Origin of the sequence: Dolomitihabitans soli, assembly GCF_022213955.1 — a bacterium.
Lineage (GTDB): Bacteria > Actinomycetota > Actinomycetes > Streptosporangiales > Streptosporangiaceae > Streptosporangium_A > Streptosporangium_A soli.
The window spans coordinates 484,078-497,198 of sequence record NZ_JAKNTW010000002.1 but is presented as its reverse complement, the minus strand read 5'-3'; the positions used below and the strand labels follow the sequence as shown (position 1 = coordinate 497,198).

The window sequence follows — 13,121 nt, the reverse complement described above, 5'->3', positions numbered from 1 at the left end:
TGATCCGGACGAGGGCGGGGAAATGACGGAACGGCGATTGCTGGAAGGCCTCGGAGTCGGCGGCACCGAGGAGGTGACCTACCGTGCGCTGCTCCGGCACGGACCGTCCACCCTGAGCAGCCTCTCCTCGGAGACCGAGGTGTCGGTCGCGGCGATCCGCCGGATGCTGCCGAGGATGGAGAACCTCGGCCTGGTCACCCGGGTCGCGGGCAGACCACTTCGGCTGATCGCGACGCCGCCCGACCTCGCCGTCGACATCCTGGTGGCCCGCCGCCAGGAGGAGATCACCTTGAGCAGGACCGCGGCGGCGCTGCTGGCCACCGAGGTCTCCGACCACGGCGGACACCCGGAGGAGGTGCTGGAGGTGGTCACCGGGCGGGACACCGTCGCCCGCCGCTTCCTCCAGCTCGAACGCAACGCCACCGAGGAACTCCTGGTGCTGGTGCACCCGCCGTACGCGGTGGACATCAGCGATGAGGAGGAGAACCAGCGGCGCACCCGGCGCAGCCGAGCCCGGGTGCGCGCCGTCTACGGCCCGCTCGCGTTCGACGAGCCGAAGATGCTCGAACACACCCGCCGCGCGATCGAGGACGGCGAGCAGGCGCGCTTCGGCGAGGTGCCGCTCAAACTGGCCATCGCCGACGGGCGCACCGCGATCCTGCCGCTGGTCTCCGAACAGGCGGAGGCTGACGAGAACGCGCTGGTGGTACACCCCTCGGCGCTGCTCGACGCGCTGCTCGGGCTGTTCGAGGCACTGTGGCGCTCGGCCGCCCCCCTGCACCTGGCGCCACTGCCTGGCGGTGACGACCCCCAGTTCGAACCCGGCACCCGGCCGCCGCCCTCGGACATCGAGGTGCTCACGCTGCTGGCCACCGGCATGAAGGACGACGCGATCGCCAGGCAGCTCCGGATAAGCTCGCGCACCGTGCAGCGCCGGGTCCAGGCCCTGTGCGAGCAACTCGGCGCGCGCACCCGGTTCCACGCCGGCTTCCTCGCCGCCCGTAACGACCTCTTCACCCGCGACCTCGACTGACTCCACGTGACCTGGCTCTCACTCACAACCGCCTGAACCGTAGGCGGCGCCGCCCGAATCGATCGGCCCGCCGATGAAACTTGCAGGTACGGTCCCGCGACTATCAGTCCCTCGCGCGCTTCCCTGACGACGAGCCGGTCATCGCCTGGGTGAAGTGCCGGCTCCACGGACAAGCGGCCGATGGTTCGCCGACCACCTCGGTGACCTCCACGGATGCCCCCTGATCGCGCGGTCCCAGCGGCGTGGGCGGGGGAGACGGGTGCGGGGACTGTCGGCGCCTCGACCGTCCGGAGCCGCAAGGGCCGGTTCTCGCCCTGGTTGACGCCGGAAAATCTGATGCGGAGCATTTGAGCCATGCCGGAGCCGCCGGCCGTACCTCTGTCTGGAGAAGTACCGGCGGCGGAAGGAGGGCCATGCGTACCCGCACGTACACCGTCGCGGGCAGCACCTGCGATCACCGTGTCGCAGCGGTGGATACCGCCGCCGGCCGGGCCCTTCTTCCCGGCTGCCGGGGCGGCGCCCCTGCCTGGGAGCATCACAGGGTGCATGTCGGATGGCCTCCGGTGCGCGCGATGCGTGCCGTGGTGTTCGCGGTGGCGTGCGTGGCGGTGTCGGCCACGCTGCACGGCCTGGCGGGAGGCGGCAGGGTCCAGCTCGGGGTCCTGATGGGGGCCACGGCGCTGACGTGGGCAGGCGCGTTCGCATTGGGCGCCCGCCAGCGTGGCCGCGGTGCGCTGCTGGTGGCCTGCTTCACCAGCCAGTACGGCATGCATCACCTGTTCAGCGCCGGTGCCGTGCCCGAGCCTTCGTCCCTCGCCGGTCACCTCTCGCATCAGCACGGCGGCGGGCTCGGCATGCTGCTGGTGCACGGGTTGGCGGCGGTCGGTTCCGCCTGGTGGCTGGAACGGGGTGAGTCGGCCCTGGCCTCCCTGCTTCACCTTGCCGTCACCTTGATGCACCGGCTCATCGTCCGGCTGCTCGCGCCGCTGATCGTGACCGAACGGCCCGTCCCGATCATCCGCCGCACCGACGCGGCGCCTCTCACCTCGACGCTGCTGGCGGCGGTCGTCTCCCGGCGTGGTCCGCCGGCGCTCCCCTCCGTTCTCTGACCCGGGCGTCTGACGCCCGCTCCCGGCCGTGGCCCGAAACCGGCCCCGGTCCAGTCCGTGATGGCCGTGAACGAACGGCCCATGGCCACAACACGCGTACCCGTCGACGTACGCGTTCCCTGTGTGAAACGGAGATACGCCCTGATGACCTCCCCCGCTGACGTCACGCCGGCGGAGCGGGCGGCCGATCCCGCCGCTCCCTCCCGGCAGGCGACCTGGGGCGCCCTGCGCCCTCTGGTGCTGCGCCTGCACTTCTACGCCGGCATCCTGATCGCCCCGTTCCTGCTCGTCGCCGCCTCCACCGGCGCGCTGTACGCCGCCTCCTTCCAGATAGAACAGGTCGTCTATGCGCACGAGTTGAACGCGCCGGTCGGACCGACCCGCGTGCCGCTGTCCGACCAGGTCGACGCGGCGCGCGCCGCGCTACCACGCGGAACCGTCAGTTCCGTACGGACGGCCGATGAGCCCGGCCGGACGACCCGGGTGCTGATGGACGTGCCCGGGCTGGGCGAGAGCACGAAGCTGGCCGTCTTCGTCGACCCCTATACCGCCGAGGTACGTGGCACTCAGGAGAGCTACGGCAGTTCCGGAGCGTTGCCGGTGCGCGCCTGGATCTCCGGGCTCCACCGGACCCTGCATCTGGGCGAACCTGGACGGATCTACAGCGAGCTGGCAGCCAGCTGGCTGTGGATCGTCGCGCTCGGCGGGCTGCTGCTGTGGCTGACCCGCCGCCGTTCCAGCCGCAGGCCACGCCGCCTGCTCGCCCCCGAACGCGGCACCACCGGCCTGCGCCGCACGCTGTCCTGGCACGGCTCGATCGGGCTGTGGGCGGTGCTCGGCCTGTTGTTCCTCTCCGCCACCGGGCTGACCTGGTCGAAGTACGCCGGCGAGAACGTCGGGGAGCTGCGGGCCGCGCTCGGCTGGTCCACCCCGGCCATCTCCGCCTCCGGGGACGAGCACGCCGCCCATACCGGCGGCCCCGAGCACACCGCGGCGACCGCCGACATCGGCGCGGACCAGGTCGCGCGGGCCGCCGCGGCCAAGGGCCTGTCCGGGCCGCTGGAGATCGTCTGGCCGGGCGAACCCGGCGCCGGTTATATCGTCAAGGAGGTTGACACCCTGTGGCCGCAGCGGCTGGACCAGGTGGCGGTCGACCCGGCTAGCGGGCAGGTGACCGAAGAGTTGCGCTTCGCGCACTTCCCGCTTGCGGCCAAACTCACCCGCTGGGGCATCGACGCCCATATGGGCCTGCTGTTCGGCCTCGCCAACCAGATCTTCCTGGCCGTGCTGGCCACCGGGCTCATCTCGCTCATCGGACTCGGCTATCTGATGTGGTGGCGGCGCCGTCCCACCCGGGGGTTCGGCCCGCCGTACCACCGGGGCTCCTGGCGGGGCGTGCACTGGGCGGTTCTGGCGGTCCTGGCCCTGGCCGCGGGCGTTGTGGGGGTCTTCCTTCCGCTGCTGGGCGTTTCCCTGGCGGCCTTCCTCGTGCTCGACGGCCTGCTCGGGCTCCGTTCTCGCGCCCTCCGCTGATCCGCCTTCTCAATGAATGGTCCTGCCCGAAAGGGTGTGTCCCCCGAGGAGCCGGTTCGGCCCCCGTCAAGACCTGTGCCCGGCGGATGGCCGGGCACAGGTCAGCGGTGATCAGGACAGCAGGGTCTCGCCGATCCACCCGTCCGGCGCACAGCCGGGCGGGATGGCGAAGACGGCCGACCCGACGGGGGTCGTCCACTCGTTGAGCAGGTCGGCCTCCGCCAGCTTCCGCTGGATCGGGAGGAACTGCCGGGTGATGTCGGCCTGGTAGGACGCGAAGATCAGCCCGGAGTCGGCGTGCCCGTCAGGGGTGAGCCCTTCGTCGTAGTTGTAGACCCGGCGGAAGATCCGCATTCCCGGGTCGGCGACGTGGGCCCGTCGGATGTGGGCCTGGTCGGCGATGACGGGGAAGCCGACGGGTGTGAGCCGGTCGAAGTCCGGCTCGTCATGCTCCCGCCGCCCGGTCAGCGGGGCGCCGGTGTCCAACCGGCGTCCCACGGTGAACTCCTTCGCCACCCGGTCGGCGGCGTCCCAGGTCTCCATCTCCGCGCGGATCCGCCGGAGCACCAGCGTGGTGCCGCCGCGCAGCCAGTCCGGGCCGTCGGTCACCCACACGGCCCGGTCGAAGTCCGCGGTGCCGGGCCGGGGGTTGACGGTCCCGTCCAGCTGGCCCATGACGTTGCGCTGGGTCGACCCGGCGGCCTGGACTCCGGGGCCGCGCCGGAACCCGCGCTGGACCCACTTCACCCCGGCGAAGGATCGGGCGTCCTTGATGATCATGCGCAGGGCATGGGCCAGCGTGAGGCCGTCGTCGGCGCAGATCTGCAGCAACAGATCTCCGCCGTTCCACCGTTTCTCCAGCTTGTCGATACCGAAGGACGGCAGGGGCCGTACCGGGCCCGGCCGCTGCCGCTCGACACCGGCCGTGGAGAACAGGCCGGGGCCGAACCCGAAGGTGACGGTCAGCCGGGCCGGCAGGGCGGCCAGTTCGGGCTCGGTGTCGGCGAGCGCGGCCCTGCCTCCGGTCAGCCGGCGGGCGTCATCGGTGAGCAACCCCATCATCCGGACGATGGCCTCACGGTCGACGCCGGGCTGCAGGTCCAGCCCGACGAAGACGGCGTGGGACTGTGGCACGGTGGCCACCCCCGCCTGGTGGGGTCCGTGGAAGGGTTCGACGGCCGCGCCCGTCGAAACCGCCGTACGGGAGGGCTCCTGTTCCGGGGCGGAGGCCGCGAGGGCGCCGACCGCGGTGGCGGCGCCTCCCGCGAGCAGGCCGCGCCGGGTGAGACGTGGCCCGGCCATCAGCCGGCGCTCTCGTCCGTGCCCTTGTCCGCACCCATGTCCATGCCCGGCTGGTAGTCCTCCTTGCCGCCGGCGAAGTCCTTGCCGGTGGCGGTGAACTTCAGGGTCGCGCCGCCGTCCGACGTGAGTGTGAACGGGATCTGCGCGCCGGGCCGCACCTCTTCGGTGATGTCCATCAGCATGATGTGGTCACCGCCGGGCTCAAGCCGGTGCGTGCCGTGCGCGGGGATGACGAATCCGCCCTCCTTGGGGCGCATCACCATCTTGCCCTCGGCCTCCACGACCTCGTGAAGTTCGATCCTGGATGAGAGCGGGGAGGCGCCCGAGACGACCCTGACCTCGTTGTCGCTGTTGTTGACCAGGGTGCCGAACGCGGCCGACATGCCCTTCTCGGCGGTCTTCACCCACGGATCGCTGATCGTCAGAGCCGGAGCGGAAGCCGACGGGGAGGCCGCCGCGGGCGAGGGAGATGCCGGCACTGCCGTGCCGGTGGCGGGGGAGGAGCACCCGGTGAGCGTCACCGCCGCGGCGAAGAGGAGCGCGGCGGAAAGAGTACGGCGAGAGAACACGCTGAAAGCCCTTCTGGCTGTACGGCGGGCCGCGCGATCGGCGGCCATGCCGGAAAGAGGTCACGCAGGTTTCATCCGCCGGGCCGCGCGACGGCGGCTCGGCGCGGGCCCGTGCACACGGGCACAGAGACGCGCGACCACCTCCGGAACCGGAAACGGTCAGCCGGAGGTGGCGGTGACCAGCCAGGGAGGGCCCCGCCGATGTACGGCGTGGCGCAGCACCGCCGAGCGCGGCGCATCCGGTTCGGCGGCGGAGACGGCGAGGAAGGGCGGCCCTTCCGGCACCGCGACCACGAGAAGGACACGGCGCAGCCGTACCAGCAGCCGCCGCACCACCGTCCACAGCACCGACTCACCGCGCGCCAGCCACAAACCGGTCAGCCCGACCGCCCAGCCGTGCATGATCAGCATGCCCAGCCCCGGCACCAGCCCAGAGTGCACATGCTCTGCGGCCATGGCGGGAGATGGCGCGTGGGCCAGGGAGAACAGCACATGCAGCACGGCCTGCAGGCAGGTCAGCAGCGGCAGGATCACGGCCGGCGAACGCTCACGTCCCGCCGCCGCCGAAGCCATGGCGAAGGCCAGCGCCAGCCCGACCGCCGCGCTCGGCGCGGAGACCGATCCTCCGGCGAACAGGTGCACCGTAACGCTCAGCCCGACGCAGACCACGGCGAAGACCGTGGCCCGGGCGATACGGAACGGCAATGAGGCGGGCATGGTGCGGCAATCATCCCATCTGGGGCGGCGCTCCGGCATCCAGCCTGGTTCGGTATCTACCGATGTGTGTTTATTTAGGGTAAGAAGTCTGTATGCGACCGTCGTGATGGCTCAAAGGGCCAGTCACGTGATCACGGTCGAAGCTCTGAGGAAACTGCTACCTTCGGCTCGGCGTCAATCTCGACAATCACCGCCATTCTCGGATGGACCGGGCGACTCGTTAGGCTGCGTCGCAGCGAGATCGCGAGCGGGTCAGTTGAGAGGGTGACGGTTGGCTGAGGAGGCAGTGCGGCTGCTGGTGCGCTTCGGCCGCCGATACGCGGCCGCCGTGCGCCTGGCGACGCTCGTTCCGATCTGCGTGATCGCCCTGTTCCGTGCCCCTCCCGAGCACTTGCCGGCCACGGCGTACGTGGTAGCTGCCGCAGCCGCCTGGACCTGCGGATACGCGTGGTGGCTGCGGATGGGCCGGGGGAGCATGCCGGTCGCCCTCGACGTGGTCGTCCTGCTCGGACTGTTCGCGAGCGTCTTCTGGACCGGCGCCGTAGAGGACAGGAACACCGGGTGGCTGCGGCTTCTGGTCACTTTCGCCTGTGTGACGTGCCAGTGGCACACTCGGCCGCTGGCGGGCGGCGCGGCGGCGCTGGCGGCTGGAGGCGGGGCGGTGGTCCTCCTCATCGCGGCGGGAGCGGCGGACATGGACGAGAGCCTGATCGCCGGGACAGTGTGGGCGATCCCGGCGGCCGCGCTGTCCAGAGCGGCTTGGGTGCTCGTCAAGCGCGCCGCGGAACGGGCCGACCGAATGGCGGCCGAGGCCGTGCGCGCGCGCGGCGAGTCGCTGGTGGCCGAGGCAGCCCGTGCGGAGGAACGCGAGCTCGCCAACGCGTTGCACGACACGGCGGCGACGACCCTGCTGATGGTCGGCATCGGGCAGGTGCGTTCGGACGCGGACTGGCTGGCACCGCAGGCGCGCCGCGATCTGGACTGGCTGCGCTCCGACAACAGGCAGGCGCCGCCGTACGCGGACCTCGTCGACCTGCTGCGCGCCGACCTCGACGCCACGCATCTGACCGTGGAGTTCGACGCGCCCGCGCAGTTGCGCCTTCCGTTCGACGTCGCCAGGGCGATCGCCGACGCGGCACGGGAAACCCTTACCAACGTACGTCGCCACGCGGGCACGACGTGCGCGACCGTCCGGCTGCTCGGCAGCGAGAGGACACTGCGACTCGACATCGCCGATCGGGGGAAGGGGTTCTCGCCGACGGACGTGCCGGCCACCCGGCGCGGCATACGCGAGTCCGTGCGCGGCAGGATGAGCCGCGTCGGCGGCACGGCCACGATCACCTCCGCCGTGGGCGAGGGCACCCTCGTACGGCTGGAGTGGCAGGCCGGCCATGCGTGACACCGGCGAGGAGGTGACGCGCGCGCAGTTGAGGCACGGCCTGCGGATCGCGACGCTGCTCGTCGCCGTGGTCACCGTGTTCGGGCTCGGACTGACCAACTTGATGCGCTACATGGACAGATACGAGTCACCGCTCGCGCAGCTGACCGCCCTCGCGGCGCTGGGAGCCGTGCTCGCCGTTGAGGCCACGCTGCTCGTCCGAGGGCGTTCGTGGAACCGGTTGCGTGGGCCCGCCATCGTCATCGTGCTCAGCGCGTCCGCACTGTCGTATGTGACCCTGCCGGACGGGCGCACGTCGACCACCGTTGATTGGATTTTCGGCGCCGCCAACTGGGTGGGCATCGTCGTACTGCTCGATCGCCCACTGCGGACCGCCGTGTCGTTCCTGCTGGCCCACGAGCTCACCGCCCTGCTCAACCTGCTCCTGCTCGACGACCCCAGCCGGGGGGACATGGCCCGGTTCGCCACCGGCTCGGTGACCGTGTTCGGCTTCCCGCTGTGCCTGGCCGTGGTGGCGTCCGTCATGCGCGGCCTCAGCGCGGCGGCGGCGATCTCCCGCAGGGAGATCGAACAGGTACGCATCGCCGAGGTCGTCGCCGCGGAGTCCCACAGCCGCAGGCAGCAACGGTTCGTTGAGCTGTCGGCCACCACGATCCCGCTCCTGGAAGGGCTCGCCGACGGCTCGCTGCGCCCCGAGGACCCGGTGGTCCAGGGGCGCTGCGCCATCGAGGCGGCCCGGATGCGGAGACTGTTCGCGGAGGCGGACAATGTCGCGAATCCCCTGTTGCACGAGCTGCGCCACTGCATCGACGTGGCGGATCGCAAGGGCGTCGTGGTGGAACTGGACGCACGCGGCCGGTGGCCCGAGCCGCCCGTGGCCGTTCGGCGCGATCTCACCGAGGCGGCGCTCATCGTCCTCGCCACCACCGTCTCCCGGGCACGGGTCACCGTCACGGGCAGTGCTGACCTGGTGTCGGTCAGTGTGGTCGCGGACTGCGGTGAGCTGAACATGCCGAGCCCGGCGACACCCGGCGTACAGGTCGAGGCGCTGAACAACGACGATACGGTCTGGATGGAGGCCCGATGGCAGCCGATTCGGCAGCTGGCGAGCTGATCACTGCGGTGATCGTGGACGATCATGCGGCCATCACCGCAGGCGTGCACTTCTGGTGCTCCCAAGCCGTGCCACCGATCAATCTCATCGATGCCGGGGACCGGCTCGCCGATGTCTGGACCGGCCCCGGCGCCGTCGCCGACGTGGTGATCTTCGATCTGGAACTGGTGCCGCGCCGACCGGACTTCGGCGAGCTTCGCAGGCTGGTCGACAGCGGCCGGCGTGTGATCGTGTATTCCCAGCACACCGACGATGCGACCGTGATCAAATGCGTCGACCTCGGCGCGCTCGCCTACCTGACCAAGCGGGAGGGGCCCGAGCACCTGGTGGCCGCCATCCGGGCTGCCGCGCGGGGCGAGCCGTACACCGCGCCGTCCCTGTCCGGGGCGCTCGTCGCCGACGATTCCCCCGGCCGGCCGCGCCTGTCCCAGCGGGAAACCGAGGTGCTGCGGGCGTGGTTCGTGTCCTCGTCCAAGGATCTCGTCGCCGCGAAGCTCAACATCACGGTCAAGACCGTCGACACCTACATCGCACGAGTGCGGGTGAAGTACGCCAACGTGGGGCGGGCCGCTCGTACCAAGAGCGAACTCGTCGGCCGTGCCCTCGACGACGGACTCATCACGCTCGCCGAGCTCAACCAGACGGAGACCCAGTTGTAGGGCGTTCGCCGGACACCGGTGTGGCCTGCGCTTTCATACAATGACGATCAGTCGTGGCGAGTCCGCGCGGATATCCCCTGCGACGAGGCAGCGGGTATCAGCAATGAATGTGAAAGCGATGGAAAGGTTCCTATCTTGCCGCTGATCTTGAGCAACGGGCGTGCTCACGATTGCTCGCACATTCAGTGAGGACTTGTACGTGAAAGTGATCGACTAGTTCTGGCCGATGTCGCGGAGTCAGCCGATGGCATTCCGCAGGCGAGTGGGACCGGTGTTGATCTAGCCGCCGACATGGCCACGGACAGACCGACGATGTTCTCTCGGGGATGAACGCGGAGACGTGCACCAGCACTCAAACGGGGGTCGGCGGCGTTGATGACGACTGCGCCGCCGCCTGGCGAGGACCCCGTTCCAGTGTGAGTCGTCCGTCCAGACGCTGTGGACCAGCGTGATCGTCGGGATCGGGGTCGCGGCGCTTTGAGGCGTTCGCGTTGTGCGTCGACTCGCCGGGCAGGATGGCTTTGGCTGTCCCGCCCCCTACGAGCAGGCGTCTCCCTCCACTTGCGTCGGCTGTCCAATATGACAAGGAGAGCCCTGATGGGACTGGAGATCAAAATCCTGGGGCCATGGGAGACCACGGCGAACGGTGAGCTGGTGAGACTGGCCGGTGAGCGGCGAGTCGGGGTTTTGGCCAGGCTGGCACTGAGCGCTGGGCAGCCGGTCGCCGCGGAAGAACTCCTCGCCCAGGTGTGGGGCCACTGCACAGCGACGACAGCAGGCAAGCAACTGCACATCGTGGTGTCGAAGCTGCGCGGCTTGCTCTCGCCGCACCAGGACGACGAAGTCATCGCGACCGTCTCCGGCGGGTACCAGCTGAACCTTGCGTGCGAGCGCGTCGACGCCCACCTGTTCACGCTCCTGGGACGCCAGGCACGTGCCGCACGAGCGCACGGCGAGATCGCGAAGGCCGACGAGCTGTTCCAACGGGCGCTGGCACTGTGGCGAGGCAACGGCAACGCGCTGGCCGGCATGACCGCCTCATGGGCCCAGGTCGAGTCCGCCCGACTGGAAGAGGAGCGCCTGGCCACGCTGGAGGACCACATCGACCTACGCCTGGCAGCTGGTGACCATCACGCGGTGGTGCCGGTGCTCACCGCCCATGCCGATGCCCACCCGCTGCGGGAACGTCCGCGCGCCCAGCTGATGCTGGCGCTGTATCGGGCCGCCCGGTCGTCCGAAGCTCTCGCGGTGTACCAGGAGACGCGTCGCGTCATGATCGATGAGCTGGGCATCGAACCAGGAGCGGCGTTGCGCCGGCTGCAGCAGGCGGTGCTCCGGCGGGATCCCGCACTCCACCTCACCTCTCCGGCGCAGCGAACCGCACTCGCCAGGCCCATCATCCCGATCGAACTCCCCGCCGATAACCGGGCGTTCACCGCCCGCACCACGGAAATCGCGTGGCTGCACAAGACGCTCACCGACACCGTGCCCGGACCGCCGGCCGTCGCTGCGATAAACGGTCCTGGCGGGATCGGCAAGTCCGCGCTGGCCATCCACGCCGCGCACGCCATCGCCGACCGCTTCGCCGATGGCGTTCTCTACGTCGACCTGCGCGCCGCCACCGCCGGGCTGCAGCCGCTGTCGCCGTTCGAGGCACTGAGCCGGCTGCTGCGCTCACTCGGGCTCAACGGCACCGCCATGCCGCCCACCCTGGACGAGGCCGCCGCCCGCTACCGATCACTTACCTCGACGCGTAACCTGCTCGTCGTCCTCGACGACGCGCTCGACGCGAGCCAGGTCCGGCCGCTCATTCCGGCCGGGTCCTCATGCGCGGTCATCGTCACCAGCCGCCGGATCATGGCGTCACTCGACAGTGCGAGCCACCTGCGTCTGACCGGGCTCGACGATGCCGACGCCACCGCGCTGTTCACCCGCATCGCGGATTCCGGCCGAGTCCGTGCCGAACCGGAAGCGGCGCAGCAGATCGTCCGGCAGTGCAGCGGCCTTCCCCACGCGCTGCGCATCGCGGCGGCGCGCCTGGCTGCCCGGCCCGATCGGACGCTGACCCATCTGGCCGATCAGCTCGCCGATCCCAACCGCCGCCTTGACGCCCTCGAACACGCCGACCTGGCGATGCGGGCCAGCATCGCGGTCAGCCTTCAGCACCTGCTGAGAGGACCCGCGGGTCACGACGCCGCCCACGCGTTCCTCCTGATCGGCTTGCTGGAAAATCCCACCCATACGGCGCCTGCCGTGTCCGCTCTCACCGACTGGCCGGAACACCGTGTGGAAGCCGCGCTCAATCATCTCTTGGACGCCCGCCTTCTCGAATCCGCCGAGTACGGCCGCTATCGGATGCACGACTTGATCCGCCTCTATGCCCGCGAACAGGCCGCCCTGTTCGGCTCCCCGTGTATCCGGGCCGACAATCCCTCGATGGTGAAGAGCACCTCAGTGCCATGAGCGGGTTCGACGGCCGGACAGGTCCGGATGAGAGCGGGTCTGGATCCGGGCCGATCTCATGACACGCTTGTCCGGGTATGCCTCCGGTATGTTCCGGCGTCAGGCGGCGGGCTCTGGATTGACGCTCACCGTCGGTGACCCATTAAACTGCCGGAGATCCTCAGTGGGCTCTCTCTGCCGCGATCAATCGAGCCTTTTGCCAGTCGATGGGAAGATCTCTACAGTGGTTACCCGCGCCCTTGTGAAACCGGCATACGCTAAATGCTGCAGGGTCCTGTCCTCGGCGGTAGTCGTGCTCGCCGTCGTCAGTCCCGTGGCGGCGAATGCCTCCGCGTACGTCGCAGAGGCGGAATCCGCTGCCGTACTTCGGCTCGGCTACGAGAACGGTTCGAAGTCCTCGGGAAACCCGGCACTGGGATTCAACGAATGTTGCCGAACCTCGATCCAGGTCGACGACCTGCCGAGGACCGGAAAATATGCGATCCGGAGTTATCTGAAGTACGGTGACCAGATGGTCGCCGGGGGTGCCAGGGCGGAAAGCCACACGCTCAACATCAAGAACAGCCATTTCGGGGCCGGCGACACTGTCTACTATGGGTTCAGTGTCTACCTCATGAGCACCTGGCAGAGCGACTCAAGAGAAGACATTTTGTTCCAGTGGAAGCCATGGCGCGACGAGTGTGAATCCGACAAGAATCCCAGCGCTTTCCTCAGTGTGCAACCCTCGGGAAAGTGGCGGTTGCGGGTCAACTCTGACAGTAACGCCTGCTCCACATCGGATTCCGTCCGCAAGACCAGTTTCGACCTCGCCGATGTGAAACCGGGGCAGTGGCACGACTTCGTCTTCAAGTTCAAATGGAGCCACGACAGCAATGGCAGTGTCGACGGCTGGTATCAGACCCACAAGAATCCTGGGTGGCGCAAGGTCTTGAGCGCTACCGGTCCAAATACGTTCAACGACGATAAGTCCACTCGCGGCTACCTTAAATGGGGCATATATAAGCCTGCGTGGAACACCGGGCCAACCGAAGTCGAGAGCCGCACGGTCATCCACGACAACATCGCCGTGGGCAAGTCCTTCAGCGAGGTCGACCCCGCTGTCAACTAGGCCCTCATCATCATCGATCTCGCGTACGCGAACTCGCTCAGCCATGCCCGCATGCTGAAGTGATCACGCCTGCCGGCCCGGGGGGGACGGCAGGCGTGATCTGAGGCGCCTCGAC

The 13,121-nt window shown here is 69.4% G+C and carries 11 protein-coding genes; 8 read left to right on the top strand and 3 right to left on the bottom strand.

Features of this window, described 5'->3' with window-relative positions; all coding sequences use genetic code 11:
- Positions 1–22: 22 nt before the first annotated feature.
- The 3 genes from MBA17_RS07005 (at position 23) to MBA17_RS06995 (ending at position 3,675) form a co-directional block, all read left to right on the top strand.
- The gene (locus tag MBA17_RS07005; protein ID WP_238495458.1) at positions 23–1,033 is read left to right on the top strand and encodes a helix-turn-helix domain-containing protein; all 1,011 of its coding nucleotides are present in this window, start codon (positions 23–25) and stop codon (positions 1,031–1,033) included.
- Between the two features lie 413 nt (positions 1,034–1,446).
- Positions 1,447–2,142, top strand: a complete 696-nt coding sequence (locus tag MBA17_RS07000) for a hypothetical protein (protein WP_238495457.1) — start codon at positions 1,447–1,449, stop codon at positions 2,140–2,142.
- Between the two features lie 144 nt (positions 2,143–2,286).
- Complete coding sequence (locus MBA17_RS06995) at positions 2,287–3,675, top strand: PepSY-associated TM helix domain-containing protein (protein WP_238495456.1); 1,389 nt, start codon at positions 2,287–2,289, stop codon at positions 3,673–3,675.
- A 111-nt stretch (positions 3,676–3,786) separates the two neighbouring features.
- On the opposite strand, the gene MBA17_RS06990 is transcribed toward MBA17_RS06995, so the two are convergent.
- The 3 genes from MBA17_RS06990 to MBA17_RS06980 all read right to left on the bottom strand — a co-directional run bounded on the left by MBA17_RS06990 (position 3,787) and on the right by MBA17_RS06980 (position 6,263).
- A complete protein-coding gene (locus tag MBA17_RS06990) occupies positions 3,787–4,977 on the bottom strand; it encodes a Dyp-type peroxidase (RefSeq protein ID WP_238495455.1) in 1,191 nt (396 codons plus the stop codon).
- A complete protein-coding gene (locus MBA17_RS06985) occupies positions 4,977–5,546 on the bottom strand; it encodes a copper chaperone PCu(A)C (RefSeq protein ID WP_238495454.1) in 570 nt (189 codons plus the stop codon). Before MBA17_RS06985 ends, MBA17_RS06990 begins: the two co-directional genes overlap by 1 nt.
- 159 nt (positions 5,547–5,705) lie before the next feature.
- Positions 5,706–6,263: an MFS transporter gene (locus tag MBA17_RS06980; RefSeq protein WP_238495453.1), complete on the bottom strand. Its 558-nt coding sequence runs from the start codon at positions 6,261–6,263 to the stop codon at positions 5,706–5,708.
- Positions 6,264–6,534: 271 nt separating this feature from the next.
- Here MBA17_RS06980 and MBA17_RS06975 point away from each other — a divergent pair, with 271 nt between their 5' ends.
- From MBA17_RS06975 to MBA17_RS06955, 5 genes are all read left to right on the top strand, one after another.
- Positions 6,535–7,662 carry a sensor histidine kinase gene (locus MBA17_RS06975; RefSeq protein WP_238495452.1) on the top strand — a complete coding sequence of 376 codons (1,128 nt, stop codon included), beginning with the start codon at positions 6,535–6,537 and terminating at the stop codon, positions 7,660–7,662.
- Complete coding sequence (locus MBA17_RS06970; RefSeq protein WP_238495451.1) at positions 7,655–8,776, top strand: hypothetical protein; 1,122 nt, start codon at positions 7,655–7,657, stop codon at positions 8,774–8,776. Before MBA17_RS06975 ends, MBA17_RS06970 begins: the two co-directional genes overlap by 8 nt.
- On the top strand, positions 8,746–9,435 hold the full coding sequence (locus tag MBA17_RS06965; RefSeq protein WP_238495450.1) for a response regulator: 690 nt from the start codon (positions 8,746–8,748) through the stop codon (positions 9,433–9,435). The genes MBA17_RS06970 and MBA17_RS06965 overlap by 31 nt, the downstream gene beginning before the upstream one ends.
- Positions 9,436–9,873: 438 nt before the next feature.
- On the top strand, positions 9,874–11,898 hold the full coding sequence (locus MBA17_RS06960) for an AfsR/SARP family transcriptional regulator (RefSeq protein ID WP_238495449.1): 2,025 nt from the start codon (positions 9,874–9,876) through the stop codon (positions 11,896–11,898).
- 292 nt (positions 11,899–12,190) lie between these two features.
- Positions 12,191–13,006, top strand: coding sequence for a polysaccharide lyase family 20 protein (locus tag MBA17_RS06955; RefSeq protein WP_238495448.1), 816 nt, complete (start codon positions 12,191–12,193; stop codon positions 13,004–13,006).
- The last annotated feature ends 115 nt before the right edge of the window (positions 13,007–13,121 follow it).

Coding starts and splice junctions, on each gene's coding strand:
- MBA17_RS07005 (WP_238495458.1), top strand. CDS start 23: ATGACGGAACGGCGATTGCTGGAAGGCCTCGGAGTCGGCGGCACCGAG.
- MBA17_RS07000 (WP_238495457.1), top strand. CDS start 1,447: ATGCGTACCCGCACGTACACCGTCGCGGGCAGCACCTGCGATCACCGT.
- MBA17_RS06995 (WP_238495456.1), top strand. CDS start 2,287: ATGACCTCCCCCGCTGACGTCACGCCGGCGGAGCGGGCGGCCGATCCC.
- MBA17_RS06990 (WP_238495455.1), bottom strand. CDS start 4,977: ATGGCCGGGCCACGTCTCACCCGGCGCGGCCTGCTCGCGGGAGGCGCC.
- MBA17_RS06980 (WP_238495453.1), bottom strand. CDS start 6,263: ATGCCCGCCTCATTGCCGTTCCGTATCGCCCGGGCCACGGTCTTCGCC.
- MBA17_RS06970 (WP_238495451.1), top strand. CDS start 7,655: ATGCGTGACACCGGCGAGGAGGTGACGCGCGCGCAGTTGAGGCACGGC.
- MBA17_RS06965 (WP_238495450.1), top strand. CDS start 8,746: ATGGCAGCCGATTCGGCAGCTGGCGAGCTGATCACTGCGGTGATCGTG.